Below are 20,552 nucleotides of genomic sequence, written 5' to 3'. Positions count from 1 at the left end.
TAGACCTCGGCCAGAATGATATCTGGCTGGTCTTCCCCGGGCGCGAACAAGCCGGTTTCAAACGGCCAGACACCCACTTTGCCCGCCAAAGCCGGAACAGACCGCAGCGCCGCCAAAGCTGGCAGACCAAGAATGACCTGAGAGCCCACCGACCCCGCATAAGCCAGTTGCCAGACCGTCTTTGCCCCCTTGGCGCGACTGTCGGCCAGCCGTCGTTCACTGGGATGATCCGTACCCTGCCGCACCGTGGCGCGGGTGGGGATGTTGGGGAAATCCGCCGTCTCTGGCCGCCCCCAGAAAGGACCGGTGCCGTCGTAAAGCCTGTTGATATCTTCCGCCACGGCGAAGCGGTTCGAGGCATTGTCCGGCCCGTCCTGCACACAGCTTGCGAACCAATCCCAAAGGTCCAAGGCGCGGGCAGAGCCGCAAACACGTTGGGCCACACCCGCCGGGTAGCCAAAGGGGAAATCGAACCCCACCAGTACGCGCCGCCCCTCGGTGGCCTCATCCGTCAGGAACCGGGCCAGCCAATCGACAGCCGCAGACCGTGTACGCAGATAGACTGGAGCCTCACCCTTTCCGTCACGCATTACGCCAACCCAGATCGCGTCCTTGCTGGGCGCGGCCGGGCTGGGTGCGTTGCGGGCCGACCAGTCCACAACGACATGCGTATCGAAAAGGGGCGATGTCATTTCCGCCGGGCGCTTTCCGGCCCGTGCGGGTGTTTGGCATGGGGGTATTCCGCGTGGTGATGCGCGTGCCCATGGTCGTGATCATGGTGGTGGTGCCCATGTCCATGCCCGTGATCATGGTGATGATGGTGATGGCCAGCCATCTCCAACCGGCACTCCCCCGTGCAGAAAGTATCGCACAGCGCACAATCCGCCACATTCGATCCCGGCGCCGACGCCCCCTGCCCTTCGACATGGTGGTGATGGCTTTCCTGCACCGCGCCGACTTCGTCTTCAAAGCCCACGACCTCGACCCGGTACTTGCAGACCACGCAGGTCGGCGGCGGGACATCGGCAAATGCCGGATGCTTCCGATCCTCGGCCGAGATGTGGCGGTGTTCGCCATTCTCCAAGGCCAGCACCTGTTCGCGATAGGCGCAGACACCGCAGTTCGGAATCGGCGCGCCGCTGTTCAATTCGCGCACGCGCTCGGCGAAGGTTTCCAGCACCTTCGGGTGGTCGTTCAGATAGCCTGCCTTAATGAACTCGATCTCGGGGTGCTTTTCGGCAACCTTGTCCGTAAAGCCGTAGATCCGGTCGATCAAGATGCCCGTGAACAGGAAGTACGGAAAGACCACGACCCGTTTATAGCCCAGCTTGACCACGTGGTTCAGACAGGGTTCGACCAGCGGGAAGGTCACACCGGAATAGCCGACCTCGCACCAGCCAAAGCCCAGACCTTCGTGCAACAGACGCGCCACCTTGGCGACATTGGCGTTGGCATCGGGATCAGAGGCTCCGCGCCCGATCACCACAAGACAAGTTTCATGCCGCGACACGTCATCGCCCGCCGCAGCCAGCGCATCTTCGATCCGCGACGCAGCGGCAGCGATCATCTTGGGATCAACGCCAAGCTCACGGCCATAAGAAATCTCCACACCATGCTTTTCGGCGTAGGTGTTCAGAACCGTCGGGATATCGTTCTTGGCATGCATCGCGGCGAACAGCATACCCGGCACCGCCAGAATGCGGTCGCAGCCGGCCTCTCTCAGCTTGTCCAGACCATCCCGGATCACCGGGTTGGCAAACTCCAGATAGCCGTATTCCACGGGCCAATCGGGCAGCAGGTCGGGCAGCTTGTCCGCCAGAACCGCGAATTCGTCGACGGCCGCCTGACTACGAGAGCCGTGGCCACAGATCATCACACCGGTTTTCATGGCTTATGCGTCCTGCAATTCTTCTTCGCCGATCTCTTCGGCGTCATCTTCGGCTTCGGCCTCGGCCTTGCCCTTCAGGCCTTGCCACAACCCGATGGCAATCGCCGCGCCGATCGCGGCTGCGCCCAGCCAATGCCCATGGCCCGCCACTTCGCCCAGATGGCCGATATGCGCCAGCGCGGGGCCAGCAGACAACGTCATCAGAATAGTCAGTACAGTGCGCATCGCGGGTCCTTTCCCTGTCTGTCGGAAAGGCAGCATCAGCCGCTTTTGCGGTGATCACCGACCCGGCCTCCGATCCCCTGTTTGGGTCGATACGGATGATCCGGCACCTCTCCGGCCCCTTTTGGGCATCGTGGGGTCTCTATAATTCGCGGCTGACTGACTCGCAACGCATGTTCCCGACACATCACCCGCGGCCCACGACCAATTCTGTGCATCACCGCAGAACGCTTGCGCGCCTGTCCCGGTGGACCGCGGCGCGGCGTGGAATACATCTGCCTCAACATAGGAGATGATGATGGGACAATTGATCGACGGCACATGGGAGGTCGAAAACCTCGCGGCCCTGTCCAAAAGCGGCGAATTTAAACGCAAAGCCTCCAGCTTTCGCGACTGGATCACAGCGGATGGCAGCGATGGCCCTGACGGGGCTAAGGGCTATCCCGCAGAGAGCGGACGCTATCATTTGTACGTCTCATACGCATGCCCTTGGGCGCATCGCGCATTGATCTTCCGCAACCTCAAAGACTTGGCCGACCATATCGACGTGTCCGTCGTGCATCCCGAAATGCTGGACGACGGCTGGACCCTATCGGACGATTACCCCGGTGCCACGGGCGACAAGTTGATGGGCAAGGACAAGCTGCACCAAGTCTATACCGAGGCCGATCCAAACGTGACCACCCGCGTGACCGTGCCGATCCTGTGGGACAAGAAAACCGGCCAGATCGTGTCGAACGAAAGCGCGGACATCATCCGCATGTTCAACAGCGCGTTCAACGACATTACTGGGAACACCGACGACTACTATCCCGAAGCCCTGCAAGACCGGATCGATGAGATCAACGCCCGCGTCTATGACACGGTCAACAACGGCGTCTACAAATCAGGCTTCGCCTCCAGCCAAGAGGCCTACGATACCGCCGTGTCGGAATTGTTCGACAGCCTCGACTGGCTAGAGGGCATTCTGGCAGAAAACCGTTACCTGACCGGAGACACGATCACCGAAGCCGACTGGCGGCTTTTCACCACGCTGATCCGCTTCGACAAGGTCTACAACATTCACTTCAAATGCGCCCGTAACCGGATCGTCGATTTCCCGAACCTCTGGGGCTATCTGAAAGAGCTCTACCAGAAGGACGGCGTAGCCGAGACGGTGAATTTCGACCATATCACGCGGCACTATTACTACAGCCACGATCACATCAATCCCTATCGCTTGGTGCCCATGGTCCCTGATCTGGACCTGACGGCCCCGCACGGTCGCGGCTGATCCACACCCTGAAAGATGACAGACCCCGGTGCCACCATGCGCCGGGGTCTTTGCTTGCGTCGCCCGGAAAATTCAGTACGCCGCGTTGCCATTTGCCCTGATTTCGCGTCAATGGGGGCCACGTTTCACTGGGGCGGCTTGCGCGTGCGATCCGCTGACACACCGCAGGACGACCGCCGGATGCAGGCAGATCACGACACTCGGGACCACGGCGGCCGGATCGACCGCGCAATGGCGACATTCGGCGGTACACGCGACGATTGGATCGATCTGTCGACCGGGATCAACCCGGTGCCCTATCCCCTGCCCGACCTTCCCGCCCCGCTCTGGACAGCCCTGCCCGATGCGGCGGCGTCACAAGCATTGATCGCCGCCGCCCGCCAGTTCTGGTCGGTCCCCGAAGGCGCATCGATCCTGCCCATCCCCGGCGCATCAATCGCTATCGCGCAAGTCCCCCGGTTGGCGGTGCCAGCAACGGTGATGATCCGCACGCCCAGCTACAACGAACACGCCGCCGCCTTTCAGGCTGCCGGATGGAGCGTCACCGACACCGACGCCGCCAAGGCGCGCGTGCTGGTGCATCCCAACAACCCCGACGGCCACTGGTTCACGGACGCCGATGCGAACGCCCCGCTGACCGTAATCGACGAAAGCTTTTGCGATGTCGAACCAGCCCGATCCCTGATCTCTTGCACCACGCGGCCCGGCACGATCGTGCTGAAAAGTTTTGGTAAATTCTGGGGTCTTGCCGGGTTGCGACTGGGCTTTGCCATTGGCGATCCGGACCTGATCGAAACATTGGCAAACCGAATTGGTCCCTGGCCCGTCTCTGGCCCCGCGCTTCAAATCGGGACCCACGCGCTGACGAACCCCTCATGGGCCGATCAAACCCGCAGGTACCTTGCCGCGGAAAGCCCCCGGCTGGATAAGCTGGTCGCCCAGACCGGCGCGCAACTGATTGGCGGCACGACGTTGTTTCGGCTTTACGATCATCCCCGCGCCCAAGACCTGCACATCCATTTGGCCAAGCACCACATTTGGACCCGCGTCTTTCCGTGGTCCGACACCGCGCTGCGATTAGGCCTGCCCGCACCCGCAGACTGGGGCCGCGTCGCCACCGCATTGGAAAGCTTCGCATGATCCTGACTGCAGCCCTGATCCTGGACGCGATATTTGGCGAGCCTGAGTGGCTCTGGTCGCGCATCCCCCATCCAGCCGTGCTGATCGGCAAGGCCATCGGTCGCGCGGATCAGATGTTCAACAAGGGCGCTGCGCGGAAAACCAAGGGCGTTATGTTCTGTATCGTCCTGACCCTGTCGGCCCTGATCATCGGCGGTCTGATCCAAGCTTTCGGCCCCATCGTCGAAGCCATCGCCGCTGCCATCCTACTAGCGCAACGGTCGCTGACCGATCACGTGCGCGATGTGGCCAACGGCCTGCGGATTTCCCTCGCCTCGGGCCGGGTGGCCGTGGCGCGCATCGTCGGGCGGGACACACGCGACATGGACCAGCCCGCCGTCGCCCGCGCCGCGATTGAAAGCGGGGCCGAGAATTTTGGCGACGGGGTCATCGCCCCGATCTTCTGGTTCGTTGTAGGCGGTCTGCCCGGCATGCTTGCCTACAAGGCGGTGAACACCGCCGACAGCATGATCGGCTATCGCACCGAACGCCACGCCGACTTTGGCTGGGCCAGCGCACGCTTTGACGATCTGCTGAACTATCTTCCCGCACGCCTGACCGCCCTGCTTATTCCCTCAGCCAGCCTTCGCTGGCCGGACTGGTCCGCCTTGAAACGCGACGCGGCCCTGCATCGATCCCCCAACGCCGGCTGGCCCGAAGCCGCCATGGCCCAGACCCTGAACGTCGCGCTGTCGGGTCCGCGCGCCTATCACGGCACATGGCAGGACTTTCCATGGGTCAACGGCGCGGCGGATCGGATGATCGGACCAAACCAGATCGACCGCGCGACGACCCTGTTGTGGCGGGCCTGGGCGATCGTGCTGGGCTTTTCGATCCTCTTCACACTTTAGAAAACGTCATCATGCGAACCGGTTGCAGCATTGCCCGAACCGCCGTAGCTGTTACGATAAAGCCGAACGCCAGATAGGATCCCATATGCGCAACGTTCTGACCGCCCTCGCCTTTCTGCTGACAGCCCAGCCAGCCCTTGCCGCCTGTGGCGGTGGCTTTGGCAGCTTCGTCAACGGCCTTAAGGCCGAGGCGGTTCAACGCGGGCACGCGGCCTCGACCGTGGATGCCTTCTTTGCGGGCGTGCGCCACGATCCCAGCGTGATCAAGGCAGACCGCGCGCAGGGCGTGTTCCAGCTGGACTTCACCACCTTTGCCCGTCGCCTGATCTCGCAAAGCCGCCTGAATTCAGGCATCGCGAACGGTCAGCGCTACAGCAACGTCTTCGACCGGATCGAAGCCGACTACGGTGTGTCGCGGGGCGTGCTTCTGGCCTTCTGGGCGTTCGAGACGGACTACGGGTCGTTCCAAGGCGATTTCAACACGCTTAACGCTCTGACGACGCTGGCGCATGACTGCCGCCGCCCCGAATTGTTCCGCCCGCAGATCTTTGCCGCGTTGGAGCTGTATGAACACGGCGATTTCGACCCCGCCCGCACCACTGGCGCCTGGGCCGGGGAAATTGGGATGGTCCAGATGTTGCCCGGCGATATCATCGAAAACGGTGTCGACGGCGATGGTGATGGACATGTCAGCCTGAAAACATCCGCCCCGGATGCGCTGATGTCGGGGGCCAAGATGCTGCGCCACCTTGGCTGGCGTCCGAACGAGCCGTGGATTCAGGAAATCACCGTTCCCGATCAGATGGACTGGTCTTGGACCGGGCTGCGCACCACCCTGACCCCGTCCGAATGGGAAAAGGTCGGCGTACGCCCCCGCTCAGGCCGCTGGCTGTCGAACCAGCCCGCTTCGGTGATCATCCCGCAAGGGCGCAAGGGTCCGGCCTTCCTTGCCTACCCGAACTTCAGCGTCTATTTCGAATGGAATCAAAGCTTTACCTATGTTCTGACCGCCGCCTATTTCGCCACACGTCTGCAGGGCGCACCCGTCTTTAACGCAGGCAACCCGGAACCGGGCCTGTCGGGCGCGCAGATGAAGCAGTTGCAGCAGAAACTGTCGGCACGCGGGTATGACGTGGGCAAGGTCGACGGCATTCTGGGCGCGAACACCCGCGAAGCGGTTCAGGCGATCCAGAAAGAATTGGGCATGCCAGCCGACGCATGGCCCACCGCGGCGCTTTTGAACCGGTTGTAAACGCAAGGGGGCCGCATAGGCCCCCGCGCATCACCGGCGGCGACCATCCCGGGTCAGGCCAAGGTCTTTCAACAGATAATCAGGCAAAGTCTGCAAGGCCCGCGCATCCCTGCGCAGGCGGCGGTATTCGCACATCGCGGCCCAGATCAGAGTGATCAGCGGCGGGTGGGATGTTGTCCGGCGGCGGGGAAGGGCGAAAGGGGGCATGGTCGGTCTCCTGTAAGTGACCCATGCATTCTGCTGCCCCCGCGCCGCGCAATTATCGCAAAATCTCGCACGGCATGATAATATCTCGCAAATTGTCACTCACAATTGCGCAGGCTTCGCAGATCATGAGAAATACATGGACCTAGACAACTTCGACCATCAAATCTTGGACCTCCTGCGCCAAGACGCCCGTCGCACGGGGTCTGAATTGGCCGAAGAGGTCGGATTGTCCCCCGCCGCCTGCCTGCGTCGCCTTCAACGCCTGCGCAAAATCGGCGCGATCGAGCGCGAGATTGCGGTGCTGTCGGCCAAGGTCACCGGCCAGCGCGTCACGCTGATTGTCACGCTGACCCTGCACCGCGGCCGACCTGACATGCGCGCCCGGTTCCGCGACTATTTTGGCAAGCTGCCCGAGGTCAAAAACCTGTACCATGTCACCGGAGAGGACGATCTGGTGCTGACGGTTGAGTGTCGCACGATGGAGGATTACGCCGACTTTGCCGAAAAGCATTTTCGCATGGACGAAATCCGCGGGTACGAGACGACCGTCGTGTTGCAGACGCTGATCTAAGCAAAGACTTAGGCGACCAGCGCTTCGGCCTTTTTCAGGTCGACCGACACAAGCTGGCTGACGCCCTGCTCCTGCATCGTCACGCCGAACAACCGATCCATTCGCGCCATTGTCACCGCGTGGTGCGTGATAATCAGGAACCGCGTGTCAGTGCGGCGGCACATTTCGTCCAACATATCGCAGAACCGGGTGACGTTCGCGTCGTCCAAGGGCGCGTCGACTTCGTCCAGCACGCAGATCGGGGCGGGCGTCACAAGGAACACCGCAAAGATCAGCGCCATGGCGGTCAGGGTCTGTTCACCGCCCGACAGCAGCGACAGGACCGAAAGTTTTTTGCCCGGCGGCTGGCACATGATCTCTAGTCCGGCTTCCAGCGGGTCATCGGATTCCACCAGCACAAGGTTCGCCTCACCCCCGCCGAACAGGTGCCGGAACAACATGCCAAAGTTGCGGTTCACCTGCGCGAATGCCTGCAACAGGCGATCCCGACCTTCGCGATTCAGCCCGGCAATCCCGCTGCGCAGGGTGGCGATGGCTTCGGTCAGGTCGGTCTTTTCGTTGACCAGATTGCCGTGCTCTTCGGCGATTTCCTTGGCGTCTTCTTCGGCGCGCAGGTTCACGGCACCCAGCGCATCGCGCTGCCGACGCAACCGGTTCAGATCGTTTTCAATCGCATCCGAAGGGGGCATCGAAGACACCTCAACCCCAAGGCTTTCCAACAGCTGCTTGGGCGTCATTTCCTGCGCTTCGGCGATCCGTTCGGCCGCGCCCTCAACCGCTTCTTGCGCGGCGTCGACCTTGGCTTCGGCCCGCGCCCGCGCTTCCCGCGCTTCCGACGCCGTGCGTTCAGCATCACGCTCTGCCGCGACGGCTTCGCGCAAAGCGGCTTCGGACAGGGTCAGCGCATTCGTCGCCTCGGCCTTGCGGGCTTCGGCCTTGGCAATCGCGCCGTTCAGGTCTTCGCGTTTGGCGGCCAGCGTCGCGGGCACGTCCTGCGCGGTCTTCAACTCGGCTTCGCTTTCCTCGCGGCGCAGATCAATCTCGGCGATGCGCTTGTCAGCCGACTCCAGCCGCAGCTTCCAGCCGCTCATTTCCTTGACCACTTCCTGTGACCGTCGCACCCGCGCCTCGCCTTCGCGGCGCACTTCGTCATGCGATGCGCGATGCGACATCATGGTGACGCGGGCGGCTTCGACCGCCATCTTGATCTCGTCCACCGTGCCACGGGCCTGATCCAGATCGGGCAGGTCTTTCAACGTACGCTCGGCCTCTTTCAGCTGTTTATGCGCGGCCAGCGCCTCTTCTTCGTAGCGGCTGACCGACAGGCTCAGGTTCTCCAGCTTGCCTTCGGCCATAGAGGCATCTGCCTCGGCCCGGTTCAGCTTGCGCGTGGCTTCGGCCACCAATTGGTCGGCCTGACGCCGGGCATCGCGGGCGCGTTTGTCGGCGTCGGTCAGATCAGCCAGACGCTTCGACAGAACCTCGTGCGCAGACCGCGCGCCATCTGCCTGAGCGGAGGCACGTTCCAATTCCTGCTTTAACTCTTCCAGGCGGTTCATCTGCTGCAACCGCAGGGCGGCGGCGGAGGGCGCGTCCTCGGCCCAGGCGCGATATCCGTCCCAACGCCACAGGTCGCCTTCGATCGATACCAACCGCTGACCGGGCTTCAAGAGCGGCTGCAAACGCACCGCATCATCTGCATCGATCAACCCGACCTGAGAAATCCGGCGGCGCAGAACCTCTGGCACTGTCACGACCTCGGCCAAGGGCATCACGCCCGATGGCAGGTCGTTGGTCGACGCGTACTGCGGCAGCGACACCCAGCCCGACGGGCCGTCCTCATCCACTACAGGGGCGCGCAGATCATCGGCCAGCGCGGCGCCCAAGGCTTTTTCATAGCCAGACGACACGCGCACATCATCCAGAACCTGACCACCTTCGGCCGCCTCACGCTGCACCAGCTTGGCCAATGCGGTGGTTTCGGCCTGCAATGCATTGACCTCACCCTGCGCAGAGGAAAACGCGGCCCGCGCTTCGGCTTCGCGCACTTGGGTGTCGGCGCGGGCGGCTTCGGCCTGCGCCAGCGTTTCTTCGGCGTTGGTGGATGTCTTTTGCGCTGTAGTCAGCTGCGCCTCGGCCGCTTTGCGATCCTCGGCGGCCTGCGTCAGAACCTTCCGGGCCTGCGCCACGGCGTGCTGCGCCTTTTCACCTTCGGATTCGATCCGCGCGACGTTGCGCAGGCTGTCGTCGTACATCCGCTGTGCCGACTGATGCCGCGCGGCCAAGCGGGCCACATCTTCGGTCAGGGTCGACAGATCGTCTTCGCGCTGCGCCAGAACGGCCCCGGCCTGCCGCGCAATCTCGGCCAGTTCGGCCAGTTTGCCCTCGTGACCTTCGCTGGCCTTGGCCAGTTCCTTCTGTTCCCATTCCAGCCGCTGAATCGTTTCGCCCGCATCGCGATTCAGGCCCAGTTCCCGTTCCCGGTCCTTAATCAGCTGTTCGATCCGCGCCTTCAGCGTGGCGATGGTCTCCACCGCGCGGGCCTCATCCTCGGCCAAGGCGTCGCGTTCGACCTGTAGGCGTTGCAGGATTGCCCCGGCGATAGCTTCCTCTTCGCGCTTGGGCGGCAACGCCTCTTCGGCCACGACCCGCGCCTGAGAGGCTTTGACTGCCGCCGCCTCTGCCTGCGCGGCCGCGGTGACCTGCGCCTTCAGGCCCTCTTTCGCCGCCGCCCGCGCTTCGTCCGCCTCATTCCAGCGGCGATACAGCAACATACCTTCAGCCCGGCGCAGATCAGCCCCGATCGACCGATAGCGCTGCGCCTGCCGCGACTGGCGTTCCAGCGTCGCCAACTGCTGGCTCAGCGTTTCGATCACGTCATCGACGCGGGTCAGGTTCTGTTCCGCGCCTTTCAGCTTCAACTCGGCCTCGTGCCGCCGTTGATACAGGCCCGAAATCCCCGCCGCTTCTTCCAGAATACGGCGGCGCGACTTGGGCTTGGCATTAATCAACTCGGCAATCTGACCCTGACGCACCAGCGCAGGGGATTGCGACCCGGTCGAGGCATCGGCGAACAGCATCTGCACATCGCGCGCCCGCACGTCCTTGCCGTTGGTTTTGTAGGCTGACCCAACATCCCGTGTGATCCGCCGCACGATTTCCAACTGATCACTATCGTTGAACCCCGCCGGCGCCAACCGTTCCGAATTGTCCATGGTCAGGCAGACTTCGGCAAAGTTCCGGGCCGGGCGCGACGATGCCCCGGCAAAGATCACGTCTTCCATCCCGCCGCCGCGCATGGCGGTGGGGCGGTTTTCGCCCATGACCCAGCGCAACGCTTCCAGCAGATTGGATTTGCCGCAACCGTTCGGCCCCACCACGCCCGTCAGACCATCATGGATCAACAGCTCTGTCGGATCGACAAAGCTTTTGAAGCCTGTGAGTCTGAGTTTGGAAAAGCGCAACAGCGACACCTTGAACGATTCTGATCCATTCAGGGTGACGCAGGACAACGCGCTGAGTCAACGTCGCCGCAGCCAAATATGGAGGCTGCGGCGATGATATCCACAAGATATTGGTAATGCGCACCCCCAAAAGGGCACGCACCAGACAGATCAGCTGTCGGTATTCGCCGGGGCGAGGCGCACCAACTGACCGTCTTCGAAATCGGTCACGGCAAGGATCGATCCGTCGCTATCGACGGCCAGATCCCGCACGCGGCCCAGATCGGGGGCCAGACGCTCTTCGCCGGTCACAACGCCATCTTCCATCTCAAGACGGACGATCCCGCCGGGATACAAGGACGAGATAAACAGATCGCCGTTCCAGTCGCCAAAGGCCTCGGCCTCGTAGACCATCATGCCAGCGGGCGCGATGACCGGGTCCCAGAAATAGACCGGCTGCTCCATCCCGTCCTGCTGCGAAATCCCGGTGCCAATCGCGTCACCGCTATACTGCTCACCATAGGAAATCACCGGCCAGCCGTAGTTCTTGCCAGCCTCGGTCAGGTTCAATTCGTCCCCGCCCTTGGGGCCATGTTCGATGGTCCACAGCTGGTCGCCCATCATCCAAGCGCCCTGAATGTTGCGGTGGCCATAGCTGAAGATTTCGTCCATCGCGCTGTCGTCGCCGACGAAGGGGTTATCCTCGGGGATAGACCCGTCCAGATTGATCCGCACGACTTTGCCGAAGTGATTGTCCAGATCCTGCGCCATCACGCGATATTCCTGCGTGAAATGTTCGCCGGTCGTCACGAAAGCATGGCCGTTGCCATCAAACACGATGCGGGACCCAAAGTGCATTGGCGCATCCACTGCGGGCGATTGGACAAAGATATCCTCGGCATCGGTGATCTCGGTCAGATCCTCGCTCAGCACGCCGCGACCGGCTGCAGTGGCATAGTTGCCGTCAACCGGCTTGGCATAGGTCCAATAGATCATGCGATCGTCGGCAAAATTCGGGCCCAAGGCCACGTCCAGCAGACCACCCTGTTCCGCCACTGCAATCTCGGGCAGGCCGCTGATCGGATCGGACATCGTGCCATCCGCCGCGATATGGCGCAGGTTGCCCGCGCGTTCGGTTACCAGATAGCCGCCGTCATTCGGCAGAACCTCGATCCCCCAGGGATGCACAAGGCCGCCTGCAACGGTGGTGCGCTCCACCTGCACGTCAGAGCTGAGCAGCTCGGCCCGGAACTGGTTTTCCATGGCAGGTTCAAAATCTGTGTTCCGCTCACCCCAGCTGTGGGTGGATTGGCCCAGAACAGGCGCGGCGGCAAGAATGGCAACACTTGAAAACAATGCGATACGAGAGGTCATGTCGTTCCTTTTGCGATGATGGATTTGTCACCCAACGCACCGATCCCACGGCGGTTTCATCACGAATGTTTCAAGGCCCCGCCCTTGACCCCAATTTGCTTGACCTAAGGCGCGTCCCGCCGCAAACACGACGCGATACGGTTCCCCAGCAGGATGCGACCCATCCGGGGATAATCGGGAATGCGGACAGGACGACCTAACCAAGGGTCCTTAGCCGCAGCCGCCCCCGCGACTGTAAAGCGGTAGCAGGTCTGACAGACGCCACTGGGCAGCCCTTGGGCACCCGGGAAGGCAAAGACCCGCAGCGACCGCCAGCCAGGAGACCGGCCGTAGCCCATGGACCCAACCCGCTGTCGGGGATGACAGCGAAGGAGAGACAAAATGCCTGCCAAGATACCCGCCACCGTCGTCACCGGATTCCTCGGCGCCGGAAAAACCACCATGATCCGCCACATGCTGCAGAACGCGAACGGCAAACGGATCGCGCTGATCATCAACGAATTCGGCGACCTTGGCGTAGATGGTGACATCCTGCGCGGCTGCGGCGATGAAACCTGCCGCGAAGAAGACATCATGGAGCTGTCGAACGGCTGCATCTGCTGCACCGTGGCCGACGACTTCATCCCGACGATGGAAAAGCTGCTGGACCGCGACGACGCGCCCGACCACATCGTGATCGAAACCTCTGGTCTGGCTCTGCCGCAACCGCTGGTCCGCGCCTTCAACTGGCCCGGTATCTCGACCCGCGTCACCGTGGACGGTGTGGTCACGGTCGTCGACGGCCCCGCGCATCACGCGGGCACCTTTGCCCATGACGTGGCGGCCGTGGACGCACAGCGCGCCAAGGACGAAAACCTCGACCATGAAACGCCCCTGTCAGAGCTTTTCGAAGATCAGCTAGCCTGCGCCGACATGATCGTGGTGAACAAATCCGACCTGATGGACACGACCGCCCTGACCACAACCACCCAGACGCTGACCGACGCGGTCCGCCCCGGCGTGCGCATCGTGCAGGCGTCGATGGGCGCCCTCCCGACCGAGGTGCTGCTGGGTCTGGAAACCGCCGCGGAATCCGACATGGAGGCCCGGCACGAGGTGCACCACCATCATCACCACGACGATGACGAAGACGACGATCACCACCACGATCATGAACACGAACACGGCCATGACGAGTTTGAATCCTTCGTCGTCACCCGTGGCGAAATCACCGACGCCAAGGCCTTTACCGAACAGGTCGCGGAAACCATCCGCACCCACGGCATCCTGCGCCTCAAAGGCTTTGCCGCCGTGGAAGGCAAACCCATGCGCCTGACCCTGCAGGCCGTCGGCCCCCGGATCGACACCTACTTCGACCAGCCCTTCGGCAGCGCTGCCCGCGAAACCCGGCTGGTCGTCATCGGTCAGACCGGCCTTGATCGTGCCGCCATCGAAAAGGCGCTCGCCGCATAACGGAGGCCCCCATGATCATCGTCGAACCCGGCAACCCGCTGGACCCGGTGCCCTCGGCCCTGCTGGACGCGAGCCAATCTTTGATGCGGCGGCTCTTCAACCCCGAGGAAAACCATTTCCTCAGCCACGAGGCGCTGGCCCAGCCCGACGTCCGGTTCTTCATCGCGCGCGACGGGTCTGAAACCCTTGGCTGCGCGGCGCTGAAAATCTGCGACGGCTACGGAGAGGTCAAAAGCTTCTTCGTCACCGACGCCGCCCGTGGCCGTGGCATCGGCGCCGCACTGGTCCGCCAGATCGAAGACACCGCCCGCGCCGAAGGCCTGACCCTGCTGCGCCTTGAAACGGCCGAGTTGCTGGACGCCGCCATTCGCCTTTACGACCGCCACGGCTTTGCCCGCCGCGGCCCGTTCGGCGATTACTCGGAAAACGGTACCTCGGTCTTCATGGAAAAGAAAACGGCCGAATAGTTGGGCGCCAGTCTATCGCTTGCTGTCAGGCGTTCGTTTAACTGGGACCCAAGTCGAACCCGACTTAGACGTGGGCGGCAACTGCCGATTATCGGCAACCGTGGCGAAGTTGTTAGTCTGACCCCCTCTTGGTCCCTGCTCGCGGTAGATACCTCCGTTTTTTCCGGTAGTTTGACCGGGTCGCAATCCTTTAGCCATTCTGGCCTCCTTAGGTTCGTTGATGCTCAACGGCGTCACCTTAACACATCCACCTCCGACCACGAAGTACATTAAGAGAACAAAAGCGGACATTAAATAAACATGCATCTTCTCGCCGCCACCCCCGGACGTATCGACGACAACGAAGCGGTCGATCTGCAACAGACGCCCGCCGATCTGGTGGTGATCTCTGCCGCCGACACGGAACTCGCCGCCCTGTCCCACGCCCGCACGGTGATGGACGACGCACCGTCCCTGCGGCTGGCCAACATGATGAACCTGCAGCACCCGCTGTCGGTGGACCTGCATCTGGACGACACGGCGACGAAATCCAAATTGGTGATCGCTCGCATCCTCGGCGGCGCGGCCTATTGGAAATACGGGCTGGAACAATACGCCGCCCGGCTACGCGAAGCGGGCGTGCCCTTCGCCGCCCTGCCTGGTGACGACAAACCCGACGCTGACCTGCGCAGCCTCTCGACCGTGGCAGAGGATGACTACACCGCTCTCTGGCAAGCCTTGGTCGAAGGCGGGCCAGAAAACGCCCAGACCTTCCTGACCCACGCCAAGGCGATGATCGACGGCACTGACCGTCCCGCGCCCGCGAAACCGCTGCTGAAGGCCGGGCTCTACTGGCCCGGCGCGACTGACCCAGACCTTGCGATGCTGCAACAGGTCTGGTCCCCCGACGCGCCCACCGTCCCGATCATCTTCTACCGCGCGCTGCTGCAAGCGGGCGACCTTGGCCCCGTGAACCGCCTGACCAAAACGCTTCTGCGCGCCGGTATGAACCCCCTGCCCGTCTACGTCGCATCGCTGAAAGACCCGGTCTCTGCCGCGACCCTCGATCACCTCTTCACCGAAACAACGCCCGAACTGATCCTGAACCTGACCAGCTTTGCCGTCGGATCGCCCCACGGCGACGACACCGGACAGAACCCGCTGACCGCGCCTTCGGCCAACCAAAGCCCGGTGTTTCAGGTCGTTCTGTCCGCCACCTCCGAAGAGGTCTGGTCCGACACCCTCACCGGCCTCTCGGCCCGCGATATCGCCATGAACGTGGCCCTGCCCGAGGTCGATGGCCGCATCCTGTCCCGCGCCGTCGCGTTTAAGGGCGAAACCCACTTTGACGAGGCCACCCAATGCCCCATCGCGGGCTGGCAGACCCGTGGCGACCGCATCGATTTTGTCACCAAGCTCGCCGCCAACTGGACCCGCCTGCGCCGGACAGAAACCAAAGACCGCCGCGCCGCGATCATCCTTGCGAACTATCCCAACAAGGACGGACGGCTGGCCAATGGCGTCGGCCTAGACACCCCCGCCGCCACGGTTCATGCCCTCAACCTGCTGGCGGACCAAGGCTACACCGTCGAAAACCGCCCCGCCGACAGCGACGCGCTGATGGCCGAGATAACCTCTGGCCCCACCAACTACCTGACTGATCGCACCGACCGCGAGGGCGGCACATTCCTGCCCCTCGACACCTATCTTGACCACTTCAACGCCCTGCCTTGGGACGTGAAGGAACAGATCACCAGCCAATGGGGCAAACCCGAAGACGACCCTTTCGTCACGACGCTCGCCCCCGACGACGCCTCTTTCAGCTTGATGGAAATATCCCCCCCGGAGGGTCGGCCGGCCACAGGCACCAAAGGCTTCAAACTCTCGCTACACCCCCACGGCAACGTCATGGTCGGCGTCCAGCCCGCCCGCGGCTACAACATCGACCCGGAGGAAACCTACCACTCCCCCGACCTCGCCCCGCCGCACAATTACCTCGCCTTCTACATCGCGCTGCGGGAAGTCTGGGGGGCCCACGCACTGATCCACATGGGCAAACACGGCAACCTTGAATGGCTGCCCGGCAAGGCCATCGCCCTGTCGGAAACCTGCATCCCCGAGGCGGTCCTTGGCCCCGTCCCACACATCTACCCCTTCATCGTCAACGACCCCGGCGAAGGCACCCAAGCCAAGCGCCGCGCGCAGGCGGTGATCATCGACCACCTGACCCCGCCCCTGACCCGCGCCGAAAGCTACGGGCCGCTGCGCGATCTCGAAGCTCTGGTCGACGAATACTACGAGGCCGCAGGCGTCGATCCCCGTCGGATTGAGCATCTGCGCAAGGAGATCCTGTCGCTGACTTCAGTTTCCGGCGTCGACCAAGACGCGGGTTTTACGGGCGATGAAGAAACCGATCTCGCCAAGCTCGACGCATGGCTGTGTGACCTGAAAGAGGCGCAGATCCGCGACGGTCTGCACATCTTCGGCCAGTCCCCTGAAGGGCGTTTGTTCCGAGACCTCCTGATCGCCCTCACCCGCATCCCACGCGGCGATGGCAAGGGGCAGGACGCCTCTCTGCCCCGCGCCTTGGCCGCGGACCTAGGGCTGGAGTTCGACCCGCTCGATTGCGACATGGCCGCCACATGGGACGGCCCGAAGCCAGAGGCGCTGGCTTCACTGTCCGACGACACATGGCGGACGGCTGGGGATACGGTTGAAAGGCTGGAACTGCTGGCGATCAAGCTGATGGAGGGCCTCGGAACAAAGGACAGCGCCGACCCGCGGCATGGCGCAGATGCGCCGCCCCAGGGGGGCGGGTCGGCGCAGTCCGGTTCGCTGCGCGCTCCGGACGGGACGGACCTCATCGGCCCCGCCTCCGCCGCCGTCCTCACCCACATCCGCGACGTGATCGCCCCGACGCTCAAAGCCTGCGGGCCGGACGAAGGCACGGGCCTCCTTACCGCGCTTGGCGGGCACTTCGTCGCCCCGGCGCCGTCCGGCGCACCGACCCGTGGCCGCCTCGATACGCTCCCCACAGGCCGCAACTTTTTCAGCGTCGATAGCCGCGCCGTGCCAACGCCCACCGCCTGGAAACTAGGATGGAAATCCGCCAACCTTCTGATCGACCGCCACCTGCAGGACCACGGCGATTATCCCCGCACGATGCTGCTAACCGCTTGGGGCACCGCCAACATGCGCACCGGGGGCGATGACATCGCCCAGGCGCTGGCCCTGATGGGCGTGAAGCCAAAATGGGACGCCGCCAACCGCCGCGTCACCGGGTTCGAGATCATCCCTGACACCGCCCTTGGCCGGCCCCGGGTGGACGTGACCCTTCGCATCTCTGGCTTCTTCCGCGACGCCTTCCCGCAACTGATTGCCCTGTTCGACAGCGCCGCCCGCGCCGTGCAGGACATGGACGAACCCGACGACATCAACCCCGCAGCGGCCCGCACCCGTGCGGGCGAGGCGACGCACCGGATCTACGGCTCCAAACCCGGAGCCTACGGCGCGGGGCTACAGGCGATGATCGACGAAAAGCTGTGGAACGACACCGCCGATCTGGCCGAGGCGTATCTGTCCTGGGGCTCTTACGCCTACGGTGCCAAGACCGAAGGCGAGGCCGACCGCGCGGGCTTGGCCCAACGCCTGACCCAGACCGAAGCGATCGTTCAGAACCAAGACAACCGTGAACACGACCTGCTGGACAGCGACGATTACTACCAGTTCGAAGGCGGTGCCTCGGCTGCGGTTCAACACCTGCAAGGCGCGGCACGACCAATCTATCACAACGACCATTCCCGGCCCGAACGCCCCGTGATCCGCACGCTGGACGAAGAGATTGCGCGGGTCCTGCGATCCCGGGTCGTGAACCCCAAGTGGATCGATGGGGTGAAACGCCACGGCTACAAAGGCGGGTTCGAAATCGCCGCAACGGTCGATTACCTTTTCGCCTTTGCCGCCACGACCGGAGCGGTCAAGAACCACCACTTCGATCTGGTCGAACAAATGTTCCTTGAAGACGACGAGACCCGCCAGTTCATCGCCGATCACAACCCATCCGCGCTGGAAGAAATCGCCGAGCGTTTGCAAGAAGCCATCGACCGCAACATGTGGACCCCGCGCTCCAACTCTGCTCGTGCGCGGATCGAAGGGTTGCGGCGGCAATGACCCCGCAGCCCAAACGCCTGTCTGCTGACGACGACCTAAGCCCGGTGCTGGCCCTGCTGAACCGCGCCTTCGCCTACATGGAGGGCCGAATCGATCCGCCGTCGTCGCTGACCCGGATGACGCTGGACGACCTGCGCAGCGACGCCGCAGGGAAAGAGCTTTGGGTCATTCCCGGCGAGGACCTTACCCCGCTGGCCTGTGTGATCCTGACGCCGAAACCGGACCACCTTTACATCGGCAAACTGGCGGTCAATGCCAGCGCACGGGGACAGGGCCTTTCGCGCATTCTGATCAACCATGCCGAAGATCGCGCCCGGGCTCTTGGGCTGCCCGCGTTGCAGTTACAGACCCGGGTGGAGCTGGCGGACAATCACGCGACCTTCCAGCGGATGGGTTTCACCCAGATCGGCGCCACGGCGCATGAAGGTTTTGACCGCCCGACATCCCTGACCTTCGCGCGTCCGGTCCCTGAACTCAGCTAACCGCAGCGGCGCACCACAGGCATGCGATACCCGCGCCTTCCCTTCAGAACAGCATCGACCTCGCACGCGTCGACCGGCGCGGCGGCACAGGACAACCGCCCCACCAAAACCGCCGCGTCCCCGGCCATGTCTGTCACGCGGCACCCGGTGACCAGCTGCATGGCAATTGCGGCCCGCCCGGCCAAAGGCCCGATCCGGGGGGCAAACTGGCTGTTGACCCTTACCGCCTGCGCCTGATCGCCACTGCGATAGACCTGAAAGCGACTGCCTTCGACCACGACGTCGGACGACACCGCCCCCCGAAAGCCCGAGGTCGGCGCGGCACAGCCAGCCAGCAACACAAGAAATAATAAACGCCCCATGCCTTCAGCAGACCACAGCCATGGTTAACAAGACGTGAACCCCGAGACGACAAATCAGGTGCGACACCCTGTCCCTTCATATTCTGATTTTGGAATAATATAAACATTCCATCTTTTGAATGCGTATAGGGAATCACGAATATGTCTATCCAGTCACGCCCCGCAGACAGCTATAACCCGCTCTACTTCCTCGCCTCGGTCGGGGCGGGTGGTCTGGCTGTCACCTTCTTCATGTACCTGTTCTTCTGGGTTCCCCATCCCGGCCAGCCTGTCCCGGTCTTCGAAGACATCATGGCCGCTTGGGCCAAGGGCAACCCGGCCCAACAGATTGCCATCGTGATCGCCATGGCTGGCATCGCCTTCTTCGCCTTTCTCAACATCAAGGCGCTGATCTGGAACCTGTCCCGCTTTGCCGCGTGGTCCAAGACCGAGGCCTACACCAAACTGCGCACGACCAACGCCGAAGCCACGCTGATGGCCCGTCCGCTGGCGCTGGCGATGTCGGTGAACGCGCTTTTCATCGTGGGTCTGGTCTTCGTGCCGAAGCTCTGGACGATTGTGGAATACCTGTTTCCCGCAGCCGTGGTGGCCTTCATCCTGATCGGCATCCTCGCCTTCCGTGAAATCGGTCGCTATCTGGGTCGCATCCTGTCCAGCGGTGGGGCCTTTGATATGACCCAGCACAACAGCTTTGGTCAGCTTCTGCCCGCCTTCGCCTTTGCCATGACCGGCGTCGGCCTTGCCGCCCCTGCCGCCATGTCGCACTCCACCCAAACCGTCGGCGCAGCAATCGTCCTGTCGACCTTCTTCGGCACCGCCGCACTGGTCTATGCCGTGATCGCGCTGATGACCGCCATGTCCTCGATGTTGCACCACGGCACCGCGAAAGAGGCCGCGCCGACCCTCATGATCGTCGTTCCGCTAATGACCATCCTTGGCATCCTGCTGATGCGGCAGGACCACGCGCTGCATTTGACCTTTAACGCGCATACCAACGCCGGTGACACGATGGTCTTTCTTGCGCAGTTCATCAGCGTTCAGGTGCTGTTCCTGCTTCTGGGTCTGACGGTGATGACCAAACAGGGCTACTTCAAGGATTTCGTCTTCGGCTCCAAAACCTCGGCGGGCTCCTACGCTCTGGTCTGCCCCGGCGTTGCCTTCAACGTCCTGATGTTCTTCTTCGTGCACAAAGGTCTGGTGGCCGCTGGCGTGGTCGATAAGTTCTCTCTGGTCTACTGGGCGCTGATCGCCGTGGCGCTTGCGTCCCAAGCCGCGATGATCGCACTGGTCATCCGCCTGAACCGCCAGCACTTTGGTCAGGCCAAAGCCATTGCGGCGGTCCCCGCCGAATGAGCTTCCCTTCCCTGCGACCTGAAAGGG

At 62.9% G+C, this 20,552-nt stretch carries 16 protein-coding genes and 1 riboswitch; of the genes, 10 read left to right on the top strand and 6 right to left on the bottom strand.

The window, feature by feature from the left end; translation table 11 throughout:
- Window positions 1-688 precede the first annotated feature (688 nt).
- Window positions 689-1,888, bottom strand: coding sequence for a sirohydrochlorin chelatase (locus ACI3GR_RS11300; protein ID WP_407494583.1), 1,200 nt, complete (start codon window positions 1,886-1,888; stop codon window positions 689-691).
- A 3-nt stretch (window positions 1,889-1,891) separates the two neighbouring features.
- Window positions 1,892-2,113 (bottom strand): DUF6732 family protein, encoded by a 222-nt coding sequence (locus ACI3GR_RS11295; protein WP_407494582.1) that lies wholly within the window; start codon window positions 2,111-2,113, stop codon window positions 1,892-1,894.
- Between the two features lie 295 nt (window positions 2,114-2,408).
- Between ACI3GR_RS11295 and ACI3GR_RS11290 the strand changes: the two genes are divergently transcribed.
- The 4 genes from ACI3GR_RS11290 (at window position 2,409) to ACI3GR_RS11275 (ending at window position 6,665) form a co-directional block, all read left to right on the top strand.
- Entirely contained in the window at window positions 2,409-3,383 is a 975-nt protein-coding gene (locus tag ACI3GR_RS11290) for a glutathione S-transferase family protein (RefSeq protein ID WP_407494581.1), read from the top strand.
- 180 nt (window positions 3,384-3,563) lie between these two features.
- A complete protein-coding gene (locus ACI3GR_RS11285) occupies window positions 3,564-4,523 on the top strand; it encodes a threonine-phosphate decarboxylase (protein ID WP_407494908.1) in 960 nt (319 codons plus the stop codon).
- The gene (gene cbiB / locus ACI3GR_RS11280) at window positions 4,520-5,413 is read left to right on the top strand and encodes an adenosylcobinamide-phosphate synthase CbiB (protein WP_407494579.1); all 894 of its coding nucleotides are present in this window, start codon (window positions 4,520-4,522) and stop codon (window positions 5,411-5,413) included. Before ACI3GR_RS11285 ends, cbiB begins: the two co-directional genes overlap by 4 nt.
- Window positions 5,414-5,498: 85 nt before the next feature.
- Window positions 5,499-6,665 (top strand): lytic murein transglycosylase, encoded by a 1,167-nt coding sequence (locus ACI3GR_RS11275; RefSeq protein WP_407494578.1) that lies wholly within the window; start codon window positions 5,499-5,501, stop codon window positions 6,663-6,665.
- Window positions 6,666-6,695: 30 nt separating this feature from the next.
- Here the strand turns inward: ACI3GR_RS11275 and ACI3GR_RS11270 are convergent, their stop codons facing one another.
- Window positions 6,696-6,872 carry a YjiS-like domain-containing protein gene (locus ACI3GR_RS11270; RefSeq protein WP_407494576.1) on the bottom strand — a complete coding sequence of 59 codons (177 nt, stop codon included), beginning with the start codon at window positions 6,870-6,872 and terminating at the stop codon, window positions 6,696-6,698.
- Window positions 6,873-7,008: 136 nt separating this feature from the next.
- Between ACI3GR_RS11270 and ACI3GR_RS11265 the strand changes: the two genes are divergently transcribed.
- A complete protein-coding gene (locus ACI3GR_RS11265) occupies window positions 7,009-7,443 on the top strand; it encodes an Lrp/AsnC family transcriptional regulator (protein WP_407494574.1) in 435 nt (144 codons plus the stop codon).
- Window positions 7,444-7,451: 8 nt separating this feature from the next.
- Here the strand turns inward: ACI3GR_RS11265 and smc are convergent, their stop codons facing one another.
- Together smc and ACI3GR_RS11255 are read right to left on the bottom strand one after the other, a co-directional pair.
- Window positions 7,452-10,907, bottom strand: coding sequence for a chromosome segregation protein SMC (gene smc, locus ACI3GR_RS11260; RefSeq protein WP_407494906.1), 3,456 nt, complete (start codon window positions 10,905-10,907; stop codon window positions 7,452-7,454).
- A 150-nt stretch (window positions 10,908-11,057) separates the two neighbouring features.
- Entirely contained in the window at window positions 11,058-12,260 is a 1,203-nt protein-coding gene (locus tag ACI3GR_RS11255) for a PQQ-dependent sugar dehydrogenase (protein WP_407494572.1), read from the bottom strand.
- Window positions 12,261-12,381: 121 nt separating this feature from the next.
- A riboswitch (cobalamin riboswitch) is annotated at window positions 12,382-12,606 on the top strand.
- Window positions 12,607-12,641: 35 nt separating this feature from the next.
- Here ACI3GR_RS11255 and cobW point away from each other — a divergent pair.
- The 4 genes from cobW to ACI3GR_RS11235 all read left to right on the top strand — a co-directional run bounded on the left by cobW (window position 12,642) and on the right by ACI3GR_RS11235 (window position 18,810).
- Window positions 12,642-13,712: a cobalamin biosynthesis protein CobW gene (gene cobW / locus ACI3GR_RS11250; protein ID WP_407494570.1), complete on the top strand. Its 1,071-nt coding sequence runs from the start codon at window positions 12,642-12,644 to the stop codon at window positions 13,710-13,712.
- A gap of 11 nt (window positions 13,713-13,723) precedes the next feature.
- Window positions 13,724-14,179, top strand: a complete 456-nt coding sequence (locus ACI3GR_RS11245) for a GNAT family N-acetyltransferase (protein ID WP_407494568.1) — start codon at window positions 13,724-13,726, stop codon at window positions 14,177-14,179.
- 300 nt (window positions 14,180-14,479) lie between these two features.
- Complete coding sequence (gene cobN, locus ACI3GR_RS11240; RefSeq protein ID WP_407494566.1) at window positions 14,480-18,328, top strand: cobaltochelatase subunit CobN; 3,849 nt, start codon at window positions 14,480-14,482, stop codon at window positions 18,326-18,328.
- Complete coding sequence (locus tag ACI3GR_RS11235; RefSeq protein ID WP_407494564.1) at window positions 18,325-18,810, top strand: GNAT family N-acetyltransferase; 486 nt, start codon at window positions 18,325-18,327, stop codon at window positions 18,808-18,810. The genes cobN and ACI3GR_RS11235 overlap by 4 nt, the downstream gene beginning before the upstream one ends.
- Here ACI3GR_RS11235 and ACI3GR_RS11230 read toward each other — a convergent pair.
- Window positions 18,807-19,172 (bottom strand): hypothetical protein, encoded by a 366-nt coding sequence (locus ACI3GR_RS11230; RefSeq protein ID WP_407494562.1) that lies wholly within the window; start codon window positions 19,170-19,172, stop codon window positions 18,807-18,809. The genes ACI3GR_RS11235 and ACI3GR_RS11230 overlap by 4 nt on opposite strands.
- 141 nt (window positions 19,173-19,313) lie before the next feature.
- Between ACI3GR_RS11230 and ACI3GR_RS11225 the strand changes: the two genes are divergently transcribed.
- The gene (locus ACI3GR_RS11225) at window positions 19,314-20,525 is read left to right on the top strand and encodes a TsoY family (seleno)protein (protein ID WP_407494560.1); all 1,212 of its coding nucleotides are present in this window, start codon (window positions 19,314-19,316) and stop codon (window positions 20,523-20,525) included.
- Window positions 20,526-20,552: the final 27 nt, after the last annotated feature.

This window comes from Pseudooceanicola aestuariicola, from assembly GCF_045763785.1.
Classification (GTDB): domain Bacteria; phylum Pseudomonadota; class Alphaproteobacteria; order Rhodobacterales; family Rhodobacteraceae; genus Pseudooceanicola.
This window is presented reverse-complemented; position numbering and strand designations above follow the sequence as displayed.